The following is a 22,087-nucleotide window of genomic DNA, read 5'->3' on the forward strand; positions in this document are numbered from 1 at the left end:
GGCAGCGGCGACTGCCCTTTTCGCATTTCTGAGGTGGCTATGATTGAGATAGAAAAGGTTTGCGTGGATTTTAGCGCAGGCCGTGGACCATCAACCCGGGCGGTTGATGACGTCAGCTTGCGCATAGGCGCAGGTGAGATATTTGGCATTGTCGGGACCAGCGGCGCGGGGAAAAGTACGCTGCTGCGCACCCTGAACGCCTTAACGCGACCAAGCCTGGGAAGCGTAAAGGTTAACGGCGTAGAAATTTCCGCGCTGGAAGGGGCGCAACTACGTAAAGCCCGTCAGCGTATTGGGATGATTTTTCAGCATTTTAATCTGATGCATACCCGTACCGTGGCGCAAAACGTCGCTTTCAGCCTGAAGGCTGCCGGATGGGAGCGCAGTAAAATTGGCCCACGCGTCAGCGAAATCCTGACGCTGGTGGGGCTGTCTGACAAGGCGAACCGCTTTCCTGTGCAGCTCAGCGGCGGGCAAAAGCAGCGCGTTGGTATTGCCCGTGCGATTGCCAATCACCCGGATGTGCTGCTGTGTGATGAACCGACCTCTGCGCTGGATCTGGAAACGTCGGCCACTATTCTGGCATTGCTTAAGCAGATCAACCAACAGTTGGGGATCACGATCGTGCTGATCACTCACGAGATGAACGTGATCAAATCGATTTGCGATCGTGTGGCGGTGATGTCCGGCGGCAAGGTGGTGGAGTCCGGTGAGGTGTTTGACGTTTTTGCTCACCCGCAGCACGCTTTCACGCAGCAACTGGTGTCGCATACCCTCAATCTGACGCTACCCGAACGCTTGCGTCAACATTTGCCTGGCCAGTTGCTGAAAATTCTGTTCATCGGCGATTCGGCGGAACAGCCAGTGTTGTCAGAAGTCGCGGTTAAATTTGGTGTGGCGGTGAACATTCTGCACGGCAAAATTGAATATATCGGCGAGCGTGCGCTGGGGATTCTGGTGGTGCAACTTACCGCGCCGCATAACCCTTCTGCGGTGGATGTCGCCGTGGAGCATATTCGTCAACGCACGGCACAGGTGGAGGTGATTCGTGGATGATTTATTGCCTGATTTGACGCTGGCGTTTAATGAAACCTTTCAGATGCTGAGCATCTCTACGGTGCTGGCGATTATTGGCGGTCTGCCGCTCGGTTTTCTTATTTTCGTCACCGACCGGCATTTATTCTGGCAAAACCGTTTTGTGTATCTGCTCAGCTCCGTGCTGGTGAATATCATCCGTTCGGTGCCGTTTGTGATCCTGCTGGTGCTGCTGCTGCCGCTCACTCAGTTTTTACTCGGAAATACCATTGGGCCGATTGCGGCGTCGGTCCCGCTCTCGGTGGCGGCAATCGCTTTTTATGCCCGTCTGGTCGACAGCGCACTGCGCGAAGTCGATAAAGGCATTATTGAAGCGGCGGAAGCCTTTGGCGCCAGCCCGATGCGCATCATCTGCACCGTTCTGTTACCTGAAGCGAGCGCGGGTCTGCTGCGTGGGTTGACGATAACGCTGGTGAGTCTGATCGGTTACTCCGCGATGGCCGGAATCGTTGGTGGCGGTGGGGTAGGCGACCTGGCGATTCGCTTTGGTTATTACCGCTATGAAACCCAGGTCATGATCGTCACCGTGGTGGCGCTGATTATTCTGGTGCAGGTCGTTCAGGTGCTGGGCGACTGGCTGGCGAAACGCGCGGATAAGCGCGACAGACACTGATCACTGTGCGTTAAGCCAGTCGGCAACGTCCTGCCATGTGCCGCGAAAGACGACTTTCGCGGCTTTCTTTTCCAGTTGATAACGATACATCGGGTCGTAATACTCGTTGAGCAACGGTACCAGCCAGCCCATATGGGCGTCGGTACTGCCCGTCGCTTGCTGTTCGCGCAGAGCCACGTCGAGCAGGGCGGTCAGCTCGGCAAAACGTTGTAAACCCAGACGGCGGCGAATAGCAAACAGGCCGTGGTGCAGATACTCGCTATACTCCTGCCAGCCCTGACTCTCGCCATAAGCATGGGTAAAATCGTGGTGCATCCGCACGAAATACTCTTCGCGCAGTCGCTCCAGACGACGCTCAAAAGGATCGTCCACCACTGCAATAGATGCCTGGGTCATGCGTTCGCGCAGGCATTCGGGCAGATGATTAGCCCCGATCATGCGGCCTTCATCTTCCAGTACCCACAGACGCAGATCCTGACGGCTGTCGGTTCTGAGCATTTCGACCGCCAGCAGGTTTTCAAAACTCGCCTGACTCAGCTGCGGTTCAACGGTGCGACCAAACGAGGAACCGCGATGGTGCGCCAGACCTTCGAGATCCACGCCGTTCGGCTGCTGTTGCACCAGCTGCGTTTTACCGTTCCCGGTACAGCCGCCAATTAAGACGATCGGCTTTTGCACTAATTCTTCCGTCAGCTGAATCGCCGCCTGACGCAGGGCTTTGTAGCCGCCGTGTATCAGCGGGTAGTCAATCCCGGACTCGTGCAGCCACTGCTGCACAATGTGCGAACGCTGACCGCCGCGCGCGCAGCATAAATAACCCGCAGGATTTTGACGACAGGCATCCAGCCAGGCCTTCATACGTTGTTGGCGAGTCTCGCCGCAGACCAGTTGATGGCCGAGCGTGAGGGCTGCCTCGGGTCCCTGACGTTTATAACAGGTACCCACGGCGGCACGTTCGTCATCGTTCATCAGGGGAAGGTTGATTGCGCCCGGCATTGCGCCTTGCAGAAATTCGACGGGGGCGCGTACATCGATTATAGGCGTACCAGCGAGCAAAATTGCGCGATAGTCCGTTCCATCGTTCATGTGTGATCCTGAAAATACAAAAACAGCAATGGAGGGGATTTTACGCGCCAGAGGAGGGGCCGGGGAAGGATAAAATCAAATCCCCGGCATTAATGGCTTATTTCAGCGTTGACTGCGCCCAGATAATACCGCTGGCATATTCCGGCGGCAGCAGGGGGATAAGCGCTTCCAGCGTCGCGCTAAGACGCGCGGTATCGCTGTCGCTCAGGTTCAGGTGTCCCACCTTACGCCCTTCACGCACCTCTTTGTCATACCAGTGCAGATGCACCAGCGGCAGCTTCAGCCAGTCATAGTTCAGGTCGCTACCAATCAGATTTACCATCACCGAAGGAGTGTTCACTACCGGCGTGGGTAACGGCAGGTTGGTAATGGCTCGCAGGTGCAGCTCAAACTGGCTGATGCTGGCACCGTTTTGCGTCCAGTGCCCGCTGTTGTGCACGCGTGGAGCCAGTTCGTTAATCAGCAGACCTTCCGGGGTGATGAAACATTCCATCGCCATCACGCCGACATAGCCCAGCTCCTGCATGATGGCAGAGAGCATCGCTTCGGCCTGTTTCTGCTGTTTGCCGTTAGCCTGTGGGAAGACCACGCTGGTGCGCAGAATGCCGTCCTGGTGCAGGTTATGGGTCAGCGGATAGAAGACGGTGCTACCGTCGTGCGCACGAGCGCCAACCAATGAGACTTCACCAGAGAAGTTGATTCCCCGCTCAACGATGCACTCGCCGTAGCAGTCGTCCGGCAGTTGTTCGGTTTCATTTACGCGCAAACGCCACTGCCCACGACCGTCGTAGCCGCCGACGCGACGTTTCACGATCGCCAGCTCGCCGAGTTTGTCGAATACTGCAGGCCATTCGCTTTTATCCGCCAGCAGTTGCCACGGCGCAGTTGCCAGGCCGAGCTTGTCAAAAAGCTGCTTTTGCGTCAGACGGTCGGCAATAATCGGGAAAACGTCGCGGTTGACAAACGCCGGGTGGCGCGCGAGCTCGCGGGTGAGCGCCGTTTCCGGCCAGCGCTCAATCTCAGCGGTGATCACGCTTTGCTGAAAAGGGACCGCTGCTGGTTCGGCATCCAGCCCGACGGGCCAGACCGCAATGCCCAGCGGCTCACCGGCCTGGCGCAGCATGCGCCCTAGCTGACCGTTACCGAGTACGCAGACCTGCTTCATGCCGCACCTCGCGGGTCCGGATTCTCCAGCACCTCGTCGGTTTGTGCTTTGCGCCAGTCGTTCAGACGCTGGTGTAATGCTTTGTCGTGTGTTGCCAGAATTTGTGCTGCCAGCAGGGCCGCATTTGCCGCGCCCGCTTTGCCGATAGCCAGCGTTCCGACCGGAATACCGCGCGGCATCTGTACGATGGAGTAAAGGCTATCTACGCCGCTAAGCGCCGCGCTTTGCACCGGGACGCCTAAAACAGGCACCAGCGTTTTCGCCGCAATCATGCCTGGCAGATGTGCAGCGCCACCCGCACCGGCAATGATCACCTGATAGCCGTTCTCTTCTGCGCTTTCAGCGAAGCTAAACAGCTTGTCAGGGGTGCGGTGGGCGGAGACGACTTCAACATGATGCGGCACGTTCAGAATTTCGAAGATTTCGGCGGCGAACTGCATGGTAGCCCAGTCGCTTTTGGACCCCATCACGATGGCGACACGCGCCGGGTTATTGCGGGAAGACATGCGTCTGAAAACTCCTGTGATGCACTACACTCGACTTTTGAGGCCACAGAGAATAGCATAATTCGCCGTCAAGGAAAACGATTGCGCGCTTTGCACTTCACCCTTCAGGCAGCCTTTGTAGTTGGCTGCATCTCAACGAGTTTTGTGTAAATAGGAACTGGATATCTGCGGAATTAAAACGGAAATGCGATTAGTTCAACGTCATCTGGCGTGACTTTGATCATCGACCCTTCGGTGTGCCATGCGCCTAATACCACGCGGAAAGCGGGTTGCTCATTGGCCGTAAGTTCGTGGACTGCCGGGCGGTGGGTGTGGCCGTGAATTAACCACTGGACCTGATGCTTTTCCATCTCGGTGATGACGGCCTGCGGATTCACATCCATGATCTCCAGTGACTTGCTGCTGTTGGCCGCTTTGCTATTGGCGCGCATTTTCGCGGCGATATGTTGGCGAACGAACAGAGGTAGGGAGAGGAACAGCTTCTGTAGCCAGGGTTGATGTACTTTGGCGCGAAACGCCTGATAGCCTGCATCGTCGGTGCACAAAGTGTCGCCATGCATGATCAATACCTTGCGGCCATACAGGTTGAGTACTTTTTTCTCAGGCAGCAAGCTCATGCCGCTTTCACGGGCAAAACGTTTGCCGAGCAGAAAATCTCGATTGCCGTGAATAAAAAAACAGGGAACGCCGGAATCAACCAGTGATTTTATCGCCGCGGCTATTTCATGATGCAGTGGGGTTGGGTCGTCGTCGCCAATCCAGGCTTCAAACAGGTCGCCGAGAATGTACAGTGCATCAGCTTTTCGCGCATCACCGGCTAAAAAACGCAGAAAACCGGCGGTGATCGCCGGTTCTTCTGTGCAGAGGTGAAGATCTGCAATAAACAGTGTCGTCACGATTACTCGCTGACGGTCACGTTTTCGATGATGACGTCTTCTTTTGGCACATCCTGGTGCATACCGCTGCGACCAGTGGAAACGCCTTTGATTTTATCAACCACGTCCATGCCTTCAACAACTTCGGCAAACACGCAATAACCCCAACCCTGCATGCTTTCGCCGGAGAAGTTCAGGAAGTCGTTGTCTGCAACGTTGATGAAGAACTGTGCGGTTGCGGAGTGCGGAGCCTGAGTACGCGCCATCGCCAGCGTACCACGGGTGTTTTTCAGACCGTTGTTCGCTTCGTTTTTGATCGCTTCTTTCGTGGCTTTTTGCTTCATGCCCGGTTCGAAACCGCCGCCCTGGATCATGAAACCGTTAATAACACGGTGGAAAATGGTGTTGTTGTAAAAACCTTCGCGGCAGTAGTCCAGGAAGTTTTTAACTGTTTCAGGCGCTTTATCATCAAACGTTTTGATTACGATATCGCCGTGATTAGTGTGGAAAGTAACCATTTTTGCATCCTGTTCCGATAGATTGGTGCTTCGACCCCGTGAAGGGTCAGAGTTAGGGGTGTGTTATAGCATAACCGCAAGCTGCGATCACCTCGCAAAGTGTGCTGCTTCCGGTCTAAATTATGGGTATTATACAGACTTTACTATCCACACACGTCTACACGGAATCTTCGATGTTAAAAATCTTTAATACACTGACGCGCCAAAAAGAGGAATTCAAACCTATTCATGCCGGGGAAGTCGGCATGTACGTGTGTGGTATTACCGTTTACGATCTCTGTCATATTGGCCACGGACGTACCTTCGTTTCTTTCGACGTTGTCGCGCGCTATTTACGCTTCCTCGGCTATAAGCTGAAATATGTGCGCAACATTACCGATATTGATGACAAAATCATCAAGCGCGCGAATGAAAATGGTGAGAGCTTTGTGGCGTTGGTCGACAGAATGATCGCGGAAATGCATAGCGATTTCGACGCGCTGAATATTCTGCGTCCGGATCTGGAGCCGCGCGCTACGCACCATATCGCTGAGATCATTGAAATCACCGAACAGCTGATTGCCAAAGGTCACGCATATGTCGCTGATAACGGCGACGTGATGTTCGACGTGCCGACTGACCCGAACTATGGTCAGCTGTCACGCCAGGATCTGGATCAGCTGCAGGCGGGCGCACGCGTTGATGTGGTTGATGTGAAGCGCAACCCGATGGACTTCGTGCTGTGGAAAATGTCCAAAGAAGGCGAGCCGAGCTGGCCGTCTCCGTGGGGCGCGGGTCGTCCTGGCTGGCACATCGAATGTTCGGCGATGAACTGCAAACAGTTGGGCAACCATTTTGATATTCATGGCGGTGGTTCGGATCTGATGTTCCCGCACCATGAAAACGAAATCGCTCAGTCCACCTGTGCGCATGACGGTGAATACGTTAATTACTGGATGCACTCCGGGATGGTGATGGTTGACCGGGAGAAAATGTCCAAATCGTTGGGCAACTTCTTTACCGTGCGTGACGTGCTGAAATACTACGACGCCGAAACCATTCGCTACTTCCTGATGTCTGGTCATTACCGTAGCCAGTTAAACTACAGCGAAGAGAACCTGAAGCAGGCGCGCTCTGCGCTGGAGCGTCTGTATACCGCGCTGCGCGGCACCGATAAGTCCGTTGCCCCAGCCGGTGGCGAAGCCTTTGAAGCACGCTTCATTGAAGCGATGGACGATGACTTCAATACGCCGGAAGCCTACTCCGTGCTGTTTGATATGGCGCGTGAGGTTAACCGCCTTAAGGGTGAAGATATGGCGGCGGCTAACGGTATGGCTTCGCATCTGCGTAAGCTTTCCAGCGTGCTGGGCCTGCTGGAACAGGAGCCTGAAGCATTCCTGCAAAGCGGAGCGCAGGCGGATGACGGTGAAGTTGCTGAAATTGAAGCGTTAATCCAGCAGCGTCTGGATGCCCGTAAAGCCAAAGACTGGGCGGCAGCTGACGCCGCGCGTGACCGTCTCAATGAGATGGGTATCGTGCTGGAAGATGGCCCGCAGGGCACTACCTGGCGCCGTAAGTAATGATATTGATTGCCGGATGGCGGCTCGCGCCCTGTCCGGCAATCAATGTACGAATGTCGGTCGGATAAGACGCTTGTTGTATCCGGCAAATTAATATTTCCGATACCACCACAGCACACCCATCATCATAACTCCCGGTAGCCATACCCATATCAACTCCGAAATTATCACCTGGTGCCCGTATGGTGTGGCGTAGCGTGATAGCGCAAACGGGGCGACTTTAATCACCTGCCACGGTGCAAAGAAGCGTTCATCCGACCACGGCCACAGCCAGCCGACGCCTTTGCCGCCAGTGGTGACCGAATCCAACAGGCTGTGCGACAGCAGTGAAACCGTCAGGAATAGCCAGCAGCGAATTAAGCCTGCCTTAAACCATCGTCGACCCATCCATACGCCGAGCAGCGGCACCACGAAGGCGAACAGCAGCGAATGGGTAAAACCGCGGTGACCAAACACGTTGCCGTAGGCGACGCCAAGCTTAAACGACAGTACGTCGGCATCCGGCAACATAGCCAGAATGACGCCAGTAAACAGTAATTGTGGGGGGATGACTTTACGCCCGAGACCTAATCCTAAACAGAGAGGAACGGCAGCGTGGGTAACGATTGTTGGCATGATGATCGCTTCATGTGGAAAAACAACATGCTAACAGTTCACTGTGAAGTGGTGATGAAGTCATTATCTGAAAAGGAGAGAGGAAGTGGCCGGACAGGGGTTAACCTCATCCGGCACCTGGGATCACGCCACGACGTTAATGCTGTGGCCTTCAAAGCTGACGGTCTGTCCGGCAACGATTTTGCAGCGTTTACGCGTTTCTACAGCACCATCGACCTTCACTAACCCTTCGCCAATAGCAATTTTTGCCTGGGCGCCGCTTTCGCTCCAGCCTTCCAGCTTCAGTAAATCGCAGAGTTCAACGTGTGGGTGTTTACCCAGTGAAAATGTCGCCATCTTAAACGTCCTTTACATCATGATATTCAACACACGCCTGCAGCGTGTTTTCGATAAGTGTGGCGACCGTCATTGGGCCTACGCCGCCGGGTACCGGCGTGATGTATGACGCGCGTGCGGCAGCATCTTCAAAGACCACATCGCCAACAACCTTACCATTCTCCAGACGGTTGATGCCGACATCAATCACAATCGCACCTTCTTTGATCCACTCGCCGGGAATAAAGCCAGGTTTGCCGACGGCAACAATCAGCAGGTCTGCATGCTCTACATGGCGACGCAGATCTTTGGTGAACCGGTGGGTGACGGTGGTGGTGCAGCCAGCCAGCAGCAGCTCCATGCTCATCGGGCGGCCAACAATATTCGACGCGCCAATAACGACCGCATTCAGACCGTAGGTGTCGATATTGTAACGCTCAAGCAGAGTCACAATACCGCGCGGAGTACATGGGCGCAGGCGCGGCGCACGCTGGCACAGGCGACCAACGTTATACGGGTGGAAACCGTCAACGTCTTTATCCGGCGCAATACGCTCGAGAACTTTAACGTTGTCGATACCCGCAGGTAACGGCAGCTGGACCAGAATACCGTCGATGGTGGTATCTGCATTGAGCGTATCGATCAGCTCGAGCAGCTCCGCCTCGCTGGTGGTTTCAGGCAGGTCATAGGAGCGGGAGACAAACCCCACCTCGTCACAGGCTTTGCGTTTACTCGCGACATAAATCTGCGAAGCCGGGTTGCTACCTACCAGCACAACAGCCAGGCCTGGGGCGCGTAATCCAGCCGCTAAACGCGCCTGAACTTTTTGAGCAACCTCAGAGCGCACCTGCTGCGCAATCGTTTTACCGTCAATAATCTTTGCTGCCATCAGAGAGAGGATTCCGTCTGTTACGTTAAATCGAAGGGGATGCCGCTATTTTGTCAGAAGCGGGACGTGCTGTCAGTTTTCGTTTGCATTTTTACGTGCGCCAGGGGGCGTCACGATCTGCGAATGGGATCAGGACAAAGGCATAAGCCTTGCGGATAATTAATGAGCATGCTAATCAAAATTAACGTGAATGAAACAACTCATCACCCTGGTATTTTCAGGGGTAATGCGCCACAAACCAGTCTGTTACGGTTAATTATGAGGGATTTTACCTCATTCTCACCCAGATTTTTCCTGGGTCCCATTAAGAATTAGCCAGGGTCATTAAAAGGATTTGCAGGTATTTTTCATTAATTGAAATGTTTAATTTATCGCTGTGACGAATAGTCATATTCGCGAGGAATAATTAGTGAATCAAATACTCAGGAGAGTTGGGGTAAAAGGTTAGCTAATTCTCATGCGATATATATCTTTACAGGATGCAGAGATAATTAGCCTGACATTTAATGTCGATAATGATTCAAACGGATCCCGCAGGATGCTGGAGCCGGATGTGTGTAATTCAAGGGAAATCCATGAAACGTAAATTAATGACCTCTTCTGTTATTGCCAGCCTGATGTTAGTCGCCGGTGCAGCGGTTGCAGCCGATCCGGTAAGCGTTAGCGGCGGTACTGTGCATTTTGAAGGTGAACTGGTCAATGCAGCCTGTGCAGTCAGTACTCAGTCATCCGATCAGGTTGTGACGTTAGGCCAGTATCGTACTGCCAGTTTTGCCGCAGTGGGTGACACTACAGCACAAATTCCGTTCTCTATCGTGCTGAACGACTGTGACCCGAACGTTGCCGCAACTGCAGCCGTTGCTTTCTCTGGCCAGTCCGATAATACCAATAACAACCTGCTGGCTGTCACTTCTGCAGACAACGGTACCACTGCAGGCGGTGTTGGGATTGAAATTCTGGACAATACGTCCACCGCGCTGAAGCCGGATGGCGCAACCTTCTCTACCGCTCAGGCGCTGGTAGAAGGGACCAACACCCTGCGTTTCTCTGCGCGTTACAAAGCCACTGCCGCAAGCGCAACGCCGGGTCAGGCAAATGCCGACGCGACATTCATCATGAAGTACGAATAAGCCGTTTTGATTTGCGCAAGGATGACGTTCGCCTCAATGGATGAGGCAATATCCGGGGATGATGAAGGATGCGGCAGATGATAGGGAAAGGCGTGGCGCTGGCGGGAATGCTGTGCGTAATGCCTGTGCTTTCACATACGGTAATACTGGAAAGTGGCCGCGTCCACTTACGGGGGCAGCTCGTCAACGGCGCCTGTACGGTCGCCACTGACAGTCAGGATATGCGGGTGCAAATGGGGCAGTATCGCACCAATGCTTTCTCTGGGACGGGAAGCTTCGCCTCTACCAGCGTACCGTTTTCACTGCGCTTAACGTCGTGCAGCTCCGATGTTTATGACCATGTTGGGATTGCGTTTGCGGGCGTGACGCCAGCGGAAGATCCGCAGGTTTTTCTTGCCAGCGGCGATGCGTCTGCGGCTTCGGGGATTGGCCTGGCGTTATTTGACGAGCGCCAACGGCAAATTATACCGAATGCCCTGCCGCTTCATTATGTGCCGATTATAACGCAAGAGATGACGTTTCATTTCACTGCCCGCTATCGGGCTGTCTCGGAAAATATAACGCCGGGAACGCTTCGCTCAGACGTGTGGTTTACGTTGGTTTATCCCTGATTTATTTCCCAACGATAATCGCATCAAAGGTATTTTTAGCTATGTTTAATTATCTAAAATCAGGTTTTATCCTTTTACTGGCCTTATTTTCTGCTGCCAGTGTTCAGGCTGCCGGAGGCATTGCATTAGGCGCCACTCGCGTTATTTATCCGGCCGATGCCAAACAAACGTCCCTGTCTATTAGCAATAGCGATACCAAAGAACGTTACCTGGTAAATTCATGGATTGAGAATAGCGCAGGCGCTAAAGAAAAATCGTTTGTGGTTACGCCTCCGCTGTTTGTTAGTGAACCCAAAAGCGAAAACACGCTGCGTATCATCTATGCCGGTGAACCGCTGCCCAAAGACCGTGAGTCGCTGTTCTGGATGAACGTCAAAGCCATTCCGTCAGTCAATAAAAACAGCCTTGAGGGCAAAAACGTTCTGCAACTGGCGATTCTGTCACGCATCAAACTTTTCGTTCGTCCGAATAATCTGCCGCAAATCCCGGAAGATGCACCAGGAATGCTGACCTTTTCCCGCTCCGGCAACCACCTGAAAATCAACAATCCGTCAGCGTACTACGTCACGTTGGTCAATCTCAATGTGGGGAAAACGAAGGTCGATAACGTGATGGTTGCGCCGAAAAGCGATGCGCAGGTCCTGCTACCCACGGGCGTTCAGGGCAACGTCACGTTCCAGACGGTCAATGATTATGGCGCTGTGACCCCGGCCAAAACGGTTAGTGTGCGTTGAGATAACGATGAATAAGACAACGTATTTTCCTGGCCTGTTACCGGGGGTTACGCCACCGCTGGCGGGGGTGGCGTTGTCCACGCTGGCGGCGCTCTTTCCCTCTCTAAGCTATGGGGAAAGCTATTTTAATCCGGCCTTTTTATCTGCGGATACGGCAACCGTGGCGGATTTATCACGTTTTGAAAAAGGCAATCACCAGCCTGAAGGCGTTTATCGCGTGGATATCTGGCGCAACGATGAGTTTGTTGCCACTCAGGATATTCGTTTTACTACCAGTGCGGCAAAAGCCGGGGAGAAGTCCGGTGGGTTGATGCCGTGCTTTGGACTCGACTGGGTGAAGCGCCTTGGCGTCAATATCGCCGCGTTTCCGGCACTCAGTAAGGATCCGAACGATACCTGTATCAATCTACCTGAGGCGATTCCCGGCAGCGAGATTGCGTTTGATTTTTCTACCCTGCGCTTAAACGTCAGCCTGCCACAGGCGTCAATGTTAAACAGCGCGCGCGGCTATATTCCACCGGAAGAGTGGGATGAAGGGATCCCGGCCGCGCTGGTTAACTACAGCTTTACCGGCAGCCGCGGCAGTGATACTGACAGTTACTTCCTCAGTATGCTCAGTGGTCTGAACTATGGCCCCTGGCGGTTGAGAAACAACGGTGCGTGGAGCTACTCCAAGGGCGACGGATACCACTCACAAAGCTGGAAAAACATCGGTACATGGCTTCAGCGCGCAATTATCCCGCTGAAGGGCGAACTGGTGATGGGCGACAGCAACACTGGCAACGACGTTTTTGACAGCGTCGGGTTTCGCGGTGCGCGGCTCTATTCCTCAGACAGTATGTATCCCGACAGCTTACAGGGCTACGCGCCTACCGTGCGCGGCATTGCGCGTACCGCAGCGAAACTGACCATTCGTCAGAATGGCTATGTGATTTATCAAAGCTATGTTTCACCCGGCGCTTTCTCAATAACCGATCTCAACCCAACGTCATCCAGCGGTGATCTTGAGGTCACGGTGGATGAGAAGGACGGCAGCCAGCAACGCTATACGGTGCCGTACTCCACCGTTCCCTTATTACAACGAGAAGGGCGTTTTAAGTATGACGTTGTCGCCGGGGATTTTCGCAGCGGCAATAGCCAGCAATCTTCACCGTTCTTTTTCCAGGGAACATTAATTGCCGGGTTACCAGAGGGCTATACCGCATACGGTGGTACGCAGTTGGCCTCACGTTACACCGCGGTGGTTTTAGGCACCGGTCGAAACCTGGGGGACTGGGGGGCAGTTTCTGTCGATCTCACCCATGCGCGCAGCCAACTGGCGGATGACAGTACGCACCAGGGGCAGTCTTTGCGTTTCTTGTATGCGAAATCGCTGAACAATTTTGGCACTAACTTCCAGTTGTTGGGGTATCGCTACTCAACGCGTGGCTTCTATACCCTCGACGATGTGGCGTATCGCAGTATGGAAGGCTATGAGTACGAATACGACAGTGAGGGCAATCGCCACGACGTGCCCAATGTGACGAGTTACCACAACCTGAGCTACAGCAAAAAGGGCCGTTTCCAGATCAACATTTCGCAGAATCTGGGGGATTACGGATCGCTGTATATCTCGGGTAGTCAGCAGACGTACTGGAATACTTCAGACACCAATACCTGGTATCAACTAGGCTATGCCAGCGGCTGGCAGGGGATTAGCTATTCACTCTCCTGGTCGTGGAATGAATCGGTTGGCATCTCCGACACCGATCGTATTCTGGCGTTCAATATGTCTGTACCGTTCAGCCTGCTGAGCGGACGGCGTTACTCGCGTGATAACGCCCTCGATCGCACCTACGCCACCTTTAATGCCAACCGTAATAGCAACGGACAGAACAGCTGGCAGAGCGGGATCGGCGGTACGTTGCTGGATGGGCGCAACCTGAGCTACAGCGTGAATCAGGGGCACAGCAGCACCAATGGCTATAGCGGAAATGCCAGCGCCAACTGGCAGGCGGCCTACGGTACGCTGGGCGTGGGTTACAACTACGACCGTGACCAGCATGACTACAACTGGCAGCTCTCCGGCGGCGTAGTGGGGCATGCGGACGGCATTACGCTCAGTCAGCCTCTGGGCGATACCAACGTGCTGATTAAAGCGCCGGGCGCGCAGGGTGTACGGATAGAGAACCAGACCGGCGTTCAAACCGACTGGCGCGGATACGCGGTGATGCCATATGCCACCGTCTATCGTTATAACCGCGTCGCGTTAGACACCAATTCCATGAACAACAATACCGATGTGGAGAATAACGTCAGTAGCGTAGTGCCAACGCAAGGGGCGCTGGTGCGGGCGGCGTTTGATACACGAATCGGTGTGCGGGCGCTGATTACCGCCAAACATGCCGGTAAACCAGTGCCGTTTGGCTCCGTCGTGCGTGAAAACACCAGCGGCGTGACCAGCATGGTGGGTGAAGACGGGCAAATCTACCTGAGCGGCTTGCCGCTAAAAGGCGAGTTGTTGATCCAATGGGGGGAAGGCGCAAACGCGCGCTGCGTGGCGCGCTATGCCTTGCCAGAGGATAGCCTGAAACAAGCGGTAACGCTCACGAACGTGACGTGCGAATCTCCGTCAGCACGACAGGAATAATACGATGAAACGACAAACGGGTTTGTTACTGGGAAGCGCTTTACTGCTGATGGCCCATTCGTCCTGGGCGACGGTCTGCCAAAACTCGAATGGCACGCCAACGGATGTTTTTTACGATCTGTCGAATGTCTTCAACAGTAGTAACAACCAGCCGGGACAGGTGGTGACGTTACCGGAAAAATCTGGCTGGATTGGCGTGAATGCCACCTGTCCGGCCGGGACAACGGTAAATTACACCTATCGAAGCTATGTCACTGAACTTCCGGTTCAAAGTACCGAAGGCGGCTTCCAGTATCTGAAGCTCAATGACTACCTGCTGGGGGCCATGAGCATAACCGATAGCTATGCCGGGTTATTTTATCCCCCACGTAATTACATTCGCATGGGGACTCACCCTAACGTACCTAAGCAGCAGCCTTTTGGCGTGATGGATTCAAAGCTGGTGTTTAAGCTCAAAGTAATCCGCCCGTTTATTAACATGGTGCCGATTCCGCGGCAGACGATGTTCAGCGTCTATGTCACGACCAGTACCGGAGATGCACTAAGCGTGCCGGTTTATACCATCAGCTACAGCGGCAAGGTGGAGGTTCCACAAAACTGCGAAGTAAACGCCGGGCAGATTGTTGAGTTTGATTTTGGTGATATTGGCGCATCGCTGTTTAGCAAGGCAGGAGCGGGAAACCGGCCAGAAGGCATCAATCCGCAGACCAAAACGGTAGCGATAAAATGCACCAACGTCGCTGCACAGGCCTACTTAACCATGCGTGTAGAGGCCGAGAAAGCCACCGGGCAAATGATGGTATCTGACAATCCCGATTTAGGTTTTATTGTCGCCGACAGCAGCGGTAAACCGCTGACGCCCAATAATCTGTCCAGCACTATCCCGTTTCAACTGGATGATAACGCCGCGGCGAGCGTGGGTATTCGAACATGGCCGGTTAGCGTAACGGGCAATAAGCCTACCGAAGGACCTTTTACAGCCCGTGGCTATCTGCGAGTGGATTATGACTAACAAGCAAACGCCAGCCGCAGGGAAACGCCTGGCAATGGTGTGCCTGCTGACATTCAGCTCGTTGTGCCATGCCGCTTCGTCGCTGGGGGAAATCAATATTGAACTGCGCGGAAACGTGGTGGACTTTACCTGCGCGGTAATTGCCAGCGACAGCAATAAGTCGGTGGAGCTAGGCACCTGGCCGACCAAGCAGCTTCAGACCAGCGGAGATACTACTCAACCGGTCGCGTTTACGCTGAAGCTAGAAGGCTGCCCGCCGGGTTCCGCTTCGATAACGTTTTCCGGAACTCCGGCCCCGGGCACGACGTTGCTGGCGCTTGATGATGCGGTGATGGCGCAAAAGGTGGCGATCGAACTGCACGACAGCGACCGTACGCGATTGCCGCTCGAGCAGGCCAGTCAGACGGTGGGGATTGATGAGAACGGCAACGCCACGCTGACCTTTTTCGCAAACTATATCGCGTTAGCTGCTGGGGTTCAGCCTGGCATTGCCAGGGCTGATGCCACGTTCATGATTAACTATAACTAATCAATGCGCTAACAAAACACTCCCGAACGAAATCTCGCCGGGAGTGTTATTACATTAATTCATGCATTTTTGCGTAATCGATCAGCTCAACGATGGTGTGCAACCCGAGCTTGGAGTAGATATTAGCCTTGTGAGCGCTAATCGTTTTATTGCTGAGTAACAACTGCTCAGCAATTTCCTTATTGGATAGCCCGTTTGCCAGATAACGCAAAACGGTAACTTCACGGTTAGAGAGCGGCATGTCATGTAAGACGCCTTTTTGTGCATTTATATTGTTAATGAAATTAAGGGTATCCGAAGGAAAAAAGGAATATCCCGATAAAATCATTTTTACCGCATTGTAGATATCATTGAGATCCTTTCGTTTACTGACAAACCCATTTGCACCGGCCCGGATAGCACGCCCGGCATAAAACGACTCGGATTTTGAGGACAGAAACAGTACCCGAGTTTTCTCCTGCAATGACTTTATTCTTTTGAGTAATGTAAACCCATCAGAACCAGGCAGTTCAATATCCAGGATGACAAGATCGACAGGGTACGTGCGCAGATGTTCTATTGCCGTACGGCTGTCATCGGTTTTCAACACTACCTGAATATTACTGTTTTTCTCGAGTAGTACTTCTATCGACATTCTGACAATAGGGTGTTCGTCCATAATGATAACGGATGCTGGTTTCATTGTTGTATGCCTCAAACTGTTTGCGTATCTTGCGAATTTGATAAAACATCAGGCGTTATAATATTGTCAAATAGCCAAGAATTGTTCTGAGGGAGAGCCGAATAAATATTATTTCATCCTTGTTTATTCGGTTGTTCTTCTGCAGAACAATGAATTTGTGGAAAATCCATTTCACACCGGGAAAACTAACAATTAATCAGGAAACTGTGGGGATTATACCTGCTCTGCTCATTCGGAAAAGACTTACAACATCCTGGTTGTTAATGTCAGTTAGGATATTCTGAAAGATCCAGATGTGTTAATGACTATTGGTATTATTTATCTGTGGTTCGAATTATGGCAGATTGAAAATTTTTTTTAAACAGTAAAAACGACACAATAAACCAATTGTTTAGGTTTTGTTAAGGCTGCAATAGGACTATTTTTTATTGAAATGCACAGGATCAGTAAGGTTAAGTGTGGGAGTGGCTCCAGGCATAATACCAGGAATAGTTGTAAATATTAAATATTTGTAAAAATTAGATCTGTTTTCTTATTTAAAAATAAGTAATTTCCTAAAAAATCTTATAGCACAATGAGTTATGGTGTTAAATTAAATGGGGAGAGGTAACGTTGAGGCGGTGTATCAGATGCAAAAAGCGCTGCCTGCTGGGTAATCCAAGGCGCGTAATCAACTGGTTCAGGCGATAGATGATGCGGTGGTAGGGTTGTGCCTGTAACAATGCAATCTTTTTTAAGGAGTTACCCTGTAATAGTAAGGTAATCAGCTCCCAGTCGAACTGATTTATACGCCTGGAATGAATATAGTTAAGAACCGGAGATAATAAGGCCTGGCGCATCTCGGGGAGGCGCAAATTGCGTGGCAAGATATAAAATGGACCGGACAGTGAAATAAATCTAGTGAGGTCTTCATCGCGACTGGAAAGCATTATGAAGATTTGGATGTTATTATGCTTCTTAATTAGCTGGCGCAGGCTTTCAAGTATATCGAAATAAGGGGTTGTTAAGCTTTCAATGTCAATCACTAACTGGCTAATTACCGGCTCTTGCATGCTGAGCAAAGTCGATTCAACGCTCTGGAAGATCGCCGTGCGAGTACCTGAGAATAAATGTCGACTCAGCGCATAGGCCAGATAGTAGTCTGTCGTAATTATCGCCTGAGATATAGTGCCGTCCGGTAAGGTGTATTCGAGTTTTTGCGCCAGATACTCGATCCGGTCAAATACCTGTGAGGTACAGTGGGGAAATTGCCAGCTACAGTTAGCGTTTCGTATACGGCGATAGCGGTCCCGGCGTTTTGCACTGTGCACCTTTTCCATTCCATTTCTGTTGCGGCAGGTCTGGATAAATTGCTGACTACAGGCATCCCTGAACCAAACTTTTGTCAGCGCAAAGGTGAGTTGACTTGTGCCGTTGGGTTTCAGTGCTTCAACAATCATCAGACTGGCAATTGCGTACTCCATCAGAATAATCTGCCGGAAGTTTTCTGATGTCTTACTCAATGCCCAAAAGATCGTTTTATCCAGTTCAACCTCTCTCTGAGATTAGATAAAATATTACCGGGTGTGTCTTTTTGTTACCCCGGAAATAGTATGGCCGGATTATTCTCGCAGCCTGAAGCCAGGTACAGTAGGAGCCGATGCTTAATCGATGATGAGATATTTCTCAATAAAAATTAGGCAGAGATACCCCGTCTAATTTTGCAGAAAGTTCAGATGTGCGCGGATGTATCTTAAGAATTGCTGATCGTTTTTCACATGCAGCTTTTTCATAATGCTGCGGCGGGTCGCTTTGGCCTGGATATCACTGACTGAGAGCAGATGAGCCGTTTCGGCTAACGTATACCCGCTGGCGAGAAACATTAAGAACTGGCGTTCTTCGATAGAAAAGTTGCGGGTGGTGCAGTAATGGCAGATAGTCGCGGGCACGCTAGTGCGCAGTGCGCGTTTTTGCAGGATGAGGACCAGTTTTTTGGTTATCTCGTCGACGTCATCTTCCCGATAAATCAGTGGCAACATGTACAGGCAGGGGCGGAACATCAGCTTATCTTTGTCGTTTTTGCTACAGATGACCACCCGGTGTTGGCGCCTGGTGTGGACAGGAACCATGTAACAATCGGCGCTGAGCCAATCTTCATCCAGTGAGATAAACGCGATTTCAGCGCGATCGATATCTTCGACAGGTAAAAAGCTAATCTCCTGATGCCACTGATTTGCCAGATGGGAGATGATGATTTTCAGTCCATGTTCGAAGTGACTGTTTTCTTCCTTGATGGCGATACTTAACATTAAAGAGTTCCTGACCACTGGAGAGGGGATAAAAGAATGTTAAGCAAAATCATAAATATTCTAAATACATGTATCCCTAAATCTGACGTTTTGCGGGCTGAGTTGTTACCAGGTGATTTCCTGGATACCTTTGAACGAGCAGAAAAAATCAACATTCGTACACTTCGCCAGCAACCGAAACAAAAGGCATTGACTCAGCAAGCACTGACCGTATAATTCACGCGTTTCATCTGCATGAAGTAATCACTTCGCAATGCGCCCTTAGCTCAGTTGGATAGAGCAACGGCCTTCTAAGCCGTAGGTCGTAGGTTCGAATCCTACAGGGCGTACCATTATATTTCAGTAACTTACCCATTTTCTGCAAGTTCCTTATTTTCCAGATGGGACATATTTGGGACATCATCACTAAAAATCGAGTCGATTTGCTTCGCATGTTCCGTTAAATGGTTCGGGGCAAGGTGAGCATACCGGCGCACCATCTCGATGCTCTCCCATCCTCCCATTTCCTGCAGAACAGAAAGCGGAACTCCGGACTGAATCAGCCAACTGGCCCAAGTGTGTCTCAGGTCGTGGAAGCGGAAATCCTCAATTCCAGCCCGGCGGCAAGCTGCGTTCCATGCTCGCTGATCATCGACGCGCATCTTTCTGACTGTCGGTGTCTTTGAGCCATCAGGACGGATGCCTTCTTTCGTATGCACGAACACCCATTTATGATGCTTACCAATCTGGTCACGCAAAACCTTACAGGCGGTGTCGTTCAGCGCTACGCCAATAGCGCGATTTGACTTACTGTCTTCCGGGTTAACCCAGGCAACTCGACGCTGCATGTCGATCTGCTGCCATTCCATATTGATAATGTTCGAACGGCGTAGGCCGGTTGCCAGCGCAAACTTAACAACCGACTTCAGCGGTTCCGGACATTCATCAATCAGCCTTTTCGCCTCATCAGCCTCAAGCCACCGGACGCGCTTATTGCGTACCGATGGAACCTTGATCACCGGCGCTTTCTCCAGCCACTTCCAGTCACGCTCTGCCGACCGCAGGATTGCCTTCATCAATGCCAGATGCTTGGCCTTGGTGGAGGTGGTGACAGGTTTAGCTGAATATACTGGCGCTGGTTCTCCGTTCTTTTGAGCCGCGGCAGCCTTGATTTTCCATATCTCAAGCTGTTTGCGGTTGCTCATCTTGTTCACTGCGGAGTAAATCTTTTGCTCGGTCACATCCTTTAACCGGATCCCCTCAAAATGCGCCAGCCAGAAAGCCATACGGCTTCGGTCATCCTTCAGTGATTTCTTCTCTGCCTTTTCCTCCAGCCATCGCATGCAGGCATCATCAAACGTTACGTCAGGGAAATCTCCTAGCCGGTCTACTCGCCACAATTCAGCTTTGCGCTTGTCATGTAGCTCAGTAGCGAGCCGCTTGTCGGAAGTCCCAAGGCTTTCCTTAATTCGCTTCCCGCCCGGTGTCGAGTAGGACGCGTACCATATTTCACCTCTGCGGAAGAGTGACATTGTTTTTCCTCTGTTATGCCATCACCCGCGCTCACGGCGACAGTATGCAGCGGAGAGTTAAGCGCCGCAATGCAGGCCTGTCGTGTAGTGAGGTAAGGGGATTTGGGTTTTGCGGGGTCTTTGCGGGTTGCTTGCAATCGGCCTGAGCGGATCCAGTTGGTAGCCGTTGGTCTGGATATCTGAAGAAATGCGCAGGCCTCATCGAGTGTGAGGCTGTGTGATTCCACGATGATCTCCTATGCGTACCATTTATCTATTTCATCGTATTCCTTTACGACATCTTCATATCCCAATGCTTTTAACAGGTCGCAGATCACATCGTCTGCATTGCAATGGGCTATTTCCTTATCTCTCATGCCTTGCAGTATCTTGAGTTTGTTAATGGCCTCTTCGCGCGTCATGGTTTACTCCATAATTAAATAACTATTTAAAAAACCGGAAATCTCTATTAAAAATTTAAAAGCCAGATTGATGCCCACCAAAGAAAAAGAGAAAGGAATGGCGGAAGCAAAAAGCAACACCCAACAAGGAGTGCAGCAGACATAATTAGGCCGCCAATAACACCAGTCTCCGGCTTCCAGAATTTAAAGATCTTCATAGTTTCCTCCAGGCAAAAAGAAGCCCGGCGCGGAGCCGGGATGCAAAATTGGCTATCGAATATCAATATCCGGGATTATTACTGATGGTTTGAATGTCACACGATAGTGGTTCACACTGGCGTTAGTTCCGCTCAGATCTTCCATGAACCACGTCACGTTGTCTGACAGGCCGAGCATGTGCTTCTTGTAGACGTTTGGCCCAGTTTTGCAGATGACACCCAGAGTGCGATCTGTGCTGGTGTTATCTTTGGAGCAAAGCCCAGTGATCTCAAGCATGAATTCGCCGGTGATGCCGTTATAGAAAACAAAGCGGCGCTGCGCCTCGAAGTTATCTGCAGCCTTACTAACGTTACGACTGGCAACATCAGCGTCATTAACATCACATGCCGAAATCGCCAAAACGCTCAGCAATAGCAATCCTTTCTTCATTGGTTCACCTGTAAAAGAATGCCCTCACACTGGAGGGCAAAATGGATAACGTGGCAGTGCATTCGCACCCAATAGCCAGCTCATAACTGGCTATCAGTTGCGCTCAGTAGGTGAGAGATTCGACCTTTTTCATAATTGCTTCTGCTTCATGCTGTTCAATATGGTCATGCCACTCGGACTCCTCCAACATTTCGGCAATAGCTTCTTTTTGCTCTTCCGTGAAAAAGTCATCACGATAATCATATAATGCCGCAGAAACTAACCTGCCTCCCATGAACTCATCGGCAGCACTGACTGGCGGCTCTTTACCGTCCTCATATTCAAAGACAAATGTCATCTTCCCCATAATCTCTCCTCATGCCGCCCGCATAGCGCGGAGTCGTTTTAAGTGTTCTGCTGTTTCAAGTTCGGCGCGTATCTGTGCCGCCTCGTGTGGGTCGAGGTGCTCGAAATCGTTATTAAAGCGGTCGATTGAAGCGGTGTTGATCCGGCCCTGTCGCCAGTAGCGGACTATTTCAGATGTAACAGAATGGATGATGACAGGCCACCCGGCATTGTCAGCGTATATCTGACCCCGTTGAATTAGCTGGAACATTGGCTGACTCCTGATTGCGCTTTAATTCCTCTCGGTATGCTGCAACCTCTCTCGCTTTCCTTTTCTGTCTCGGTGATGGCTTTGCGTGTTCCCATATAAATG

General features: G+C 51.8%; 26 protein-coding genes, 1 tRNA gene and 1 pseudogene. 11 read left to right on the plus strand and 17 right to left on the minus strand.

Translation table 11 applies throughout. The annotated features are described in order from the left end of the window. Positions 1-39 precede the first annotated feature (39 nt). Together sfbB and B9P82_RS16440 are read left to right on the plus strand one after the other, a co-directional pair. Entirely contained in the window at positions 40-1,056 is a 1,017-nt protein-coding gene (sfbB, locus tag B9P82_RS16435; RefSeq protein ID WP_046276103.1) for a virulence-associated ABC transporter ATP-binding protein SfbB, read from the plus strand. After that, positions 1,049-1,708: a methionine ABC transporter permease gene (locus B9P82_RS16440; protein ID WP_003831085.1), complete on the plus strand. Its 660-nt coding sequence runs from the start codon at positions 1,049-1,051 to the stop codon at positions 1,706-1,708. Before sfbB ends, B9P82_RS16440 begins: the two co-directional genes overlap by 8 nt. On the opposite strand, the gene mnmH is transcribed toward B9P82_RS16440, so the two are convergent. The 5 genes from mnmH to ppiB all read right to left on the minus strand — a co-directional run bounded on the left by mnmH (position 1,709) and on the right by ppiB (position 5,858). After that, on the minus strand, positions 1,709-2,794 hold the full coding sequence (gene mnmH / locus B9P82_RS16445) for a tRNA 2-selenouridine(34) synthase MnmH (RefSeq protein ID WP_016152118.1): 1,086 nt from the start codon (positions 2,792-2,794) through the stop codon (positions 1,709-1,711). 97 nt (positions 2,795-2,891) lie between these two features. Beyond that, entirely contained in the window at positions 2,892-3,959 is a 1,068-nt protein-coding gene (gene purK / locus B9P82_RS16450; protein ID WP_101700630.1) for a 5-(carboxyamino)imidazole ribonucleotide synthase, read from the minus strand. Beyond that, positions 3,956-4,465 (minus strand): 5-(carboxyamino)imidazole ribonucleotide mutase, encoded by a 510-nt coding sequence (purE, locus tag B9P82_RS16455; protein WP_016152120.1) that lies wholly within the window; start codon positions 4,463-4,465, stop codon positions 3,956-3,958. Before purE ends, purK begins: the two co-directional genes overlap by 4 nt. A gap of 173 nt (positions 4,466-4,638) precedes the next feature. Continuing rightward, on the minus strand, positions 4,639-5,361 hold the full coding sequence (lpxH, locus tag B9P82_RS16465) for a UDP-2,3-diacylglucosamine diphosphatase (RefSeq protein ID WP_101700631.1): 723 nt from the start codon (positions 5,359-5,361) through the stop codon (positions 4,639-4,641). Between the two features lie 2 nt (positions 5,362-5,363). After that, entirely contained in the window at positions 5,364-5,858 is a 495-nt protein-coding gene (ppiB, locus tag B9P82_RS16470; RefSeq protein ID WP_003021875.1) for a peptidylprolyl isomerase B, read from the minus strand. A 173-nt stretch (positions 5,859-6,031) separates the two neighbouring features. Here ppiB and cysS point away from each other — a divergent pair, with 173 nt between their 5' ends. After that, positions 6,032-7,417: a cysteine--tRNA ligase gene (cysS, locus tag B9P82_RS16475; RefSeq protein WP_006685638.1), complete on the plus strand. Its 1,386-nt coding sequence runs from the start codon at positions 6,032-6,034 to the stop codon at positions 7,415-7,417. A gap of 90 nt (positions 7,418-7,507) precedes the next feature. On the opposite strand, the gene B9P82_RS16480 is transcribed toward cysS, so the two are convergent. The 3 genes from B9P82_RS16480 to folD all read right to left on the minus strand — a co-directional run bounded on the left by B9P82_RS16480 (position 7,508) and on the right by folD (position 9,236). Then, the gene (locus B9P82_RS16480; protein WP_019076201.1) at positions 7,508-8,032 is read right to left on the minus strand and encodes a metal-dependent hydrolase; all 525 of its coding nucleotides are present in this window, start codon (positions 8,030-8,032) and stop codon (positions 7,508-7,510) included. Positions 8,033-8,155: 123 nt separating this feature from the next. Further along, positions 8,156-8,368, minus strand: a complete 213-nt coding sequence (gene ybcJ, locus B9P82_RS16485) for a ribosome-associated protein YbcJ (protein ID WP_016152124.1) — start codon at positions 8,366-8,368, stop codon at positions 8,156-8,158. A 1-nt stretch (position 8,369) separates the two neighbouring features. Beyond that, positions 8,370-9,236: a bifunctional methylenetetrahydrofolate dehydrogenase/methenyltetrahydrofolate cyclohydrolase FolD gene (folD, locus tag B9P82_RS16490; protein WP_003021887.1), complete on the minus strand. Its 867-nt coding sequence runs from the start codon at positions 9,234-9,236 to the stop codon at positions 8,370-8,372. A gap of 575 nt (positions 9,237-9,811) precedes the next feature. Between folD and fimA the strand changes: the two genes are divergently transcribed. The 6 genes from fimA (at position 9,812) to sfmF (ending at position 15,881) form a co-directional block, all read left to right on the plus strand. Continuing rightward, positions 9,812-10,366, plus strand: coding sequence for a type 1 fimbrial major subunit FimA (gene fimA / locus B9P82_RS16495; protein WP_019076202.1), 555 nt, complete (start codon positions 9,812-9,814; stop codon positions 10,364-10,366). Positions 10,367-10,443: 77 nt separating this feature from the next. Beyond that, entirely contained in the window at positions 10,444-10,977 is a 534-nt protein-coding gene (fimI, locus tag B9P82_RS16500; RefSeq protein ID WP_019076203.1) for a type 1 fimbrial protein subunit FimI, read from the plus strand. Positions 10,978-11,018: 41 nt separating this feature from the next. After that, complete coding sequence (fimC, locus tag B9P82_RS16505) at positions 11,019-11,711, plus strand: type 1 fimbria chaperone FimC (protein WP_016152127.1); 693 nt, start codon at positions 11,019-11,021, stop codon at positions 11,709-11,711. Positions 11,712-11,718: 7 nt separating this feature from the next. Next, positions 11,719-14,340, plus strand: a complete 2,622-nt coding sequence (locus B9P82_RS16510) for a fimbrial biogenesis usher protein (protein ID WP_065554224.1) — start codon at positions 11,719-11,721, stop codon at positions 14,338-14,340. Between the two features lie 4 nt (positions 14,341-14,344). Continuing rightward, entirely contained in the window at positions 14,345-15,352 is a 1,008-nt protein-coding gene (gene fimH, locus B9P82_RS16515; RefSeq protein ID WP_046276059.1) for a type 1 fimbria D-mannose specific adhesin FimH, read from the plus strand. Beyond that, positions 15,345-15,881, plus strand: coding sequence for a fimbria assembly protein (sfmF, locus tag B9P82_RS16520; protein WP_046276058.1), 537 nt, complete (start codon positions 15,345-15,347; stop codon positions 15,879-15,881). The genes fimH and sfmF overlap by 8 nt, the downstream gene beginning before the upstream one ends. Before the next feature lie 49 nt (positions 15,882-15,930). Here the strand turns inward: sfmF and fimZ are convergent, their stop codons facing one another. The 3 genes from fimZ to fimW all read right to left on the minus strand — a co-directional run bounded on the left by fimZ (position 15,931) and on the right by fimW (position 18,851). After that, positions 15,931-16,563, minus strand: a complete 633-nt coding sequence (gene fimZ / locus B9P82_RS16525) for a fimbria biosynthesis transcriptional regulator FimZ (RefSeq protein WP_016152131.1) — start codon at positions 16,561-16,563, stop codon at positions 15,931-15,933. 587 nt (positions 16,564-17,150) lie between these two features. Beyond that, positions 17,151-17,873, minus strand: a complete 723-nt coding sequence (locus B9P82_RS16530) for a fimbria biosynthesis regulator FimY (protein WP_101700640.1) — start codon at positions 17,871-17,873, stop codon at positions 17,151-17,153. 384 nt (positions 17,874-18,257) lie between these two features. Then, a complete protein-coding gene (gene fimW / locus B9P82_RS16535; protein ID WP_016155913.1) occupies positions 18,258-18,851 on the minus strand; it encodes a fimbria biosynthesis transcriptional regulator FimW in 594 nt (197 codons plus the stop codon). A 36-nt stretch (positions 18,852-18,887) separates the two neighbouring features. Here fimW and B9P82_RS16540 point away from each other — a divergent pair, with 36 nt between their 5' ends. Continuing rightward, on the plus strand, positions 18,888-19,067 hold the full coding sequence (locus B9P82_RS16540) for a hypothetical protein (RefSeq protein WP_016152134.1): 180 nt from the start codon (positions 18,888-18,890) through the stop codon (positions 19,065-19,067). A 39-nt stretch (positions 19,068-19,106) separates the two neighbouring features. Continuing rightward, positions 19,107-19,183, plus strand: a tRNA-Arg gene (locus tag B9P82_RS16545). Between the two features lie 15 nt (positions 19,184-19,198). On the opposite strand, the gene B9P82_RS16550 is transcribed toward B9P82_RS16545, so the two are convergent. From B9P82_RS16550 to B9P82_RS16570, 6 genes and pseudogenes are all read right to left on the minus strand, one after another. Further along, entirely contained in the window at positions 19,199-20,362 is a 1,164-nt protein-coding gene (locus B9P82_RS16550; protein WP_101700632.1) for an integrase, read from the minus strand. A 131-nt stretch (positions 20,363-20,493) separates the two neighbouring features. Then, positions 20,494-20,589 (minus strand): annotated as a pseudogene (locus B9P82_RS29020) (helix-turn-helix domain-containing protein); the annotation flags it as partial. 9 nt (positions 20,590-20,598) lie between these two features. Next, positions 20,599-20,763 carry a hypothetical protein gene (locus tag B9P82_RS28505; protein ID WP_168188449.1) on the minus strand — a complete coding sequence of 55 codons (165 nt, stop codon included), beginning with the start codon at positions 20,761-20,763 and terminating at the stop codon, positions 20,599-20,601. Between the two features lie 249 nt (positions 20,764-21,012). Next, positions 21,013-21,390, minus strand: a complete 378-nt coding sequence (locus B9P82_RS16560) for a beta-sandwich lipoprotein (protein ID WP_101700633.1) — start codon at positions 21,388-21,390, stop codon at positions 21,013-21,015. Positions 21,391-21,493: 103 nt separating this feature from the next. Then, positions 21,494-21,736 (minus strand): hypothetical protein, encoded by a 243-nt coding sequence (locus tag B9P82_RS16565; protein ID WP_094337432.1) that lies wholly within the window; start codon positions 21,734-21,736, stop codon positions 21,494-21,496. Positions 21,737-21,745: 9 nt separating this feature from the next. Further along, a complete protein-coding gene (locus B9P82_RS16570) occupies positions 21,746-21,985 on the minus strand; it encodes a DUF4222 domain-containing protein (protein ID WP_101700634.1) in 240 nt (79 codons plus the stop codon). Positions 21,986-22,087: the final 102 nt, after the last annotated feature.

The organism is Citrobacter sp. L55, assembly GCF_002850715.1.
Classification (GTDB): Bacteria; Pseudomonadota; Gammaproteobacteria; order Enterobacterales; family Enterobacteriaceae; genus Citrobacter; species Citrobacter braakii.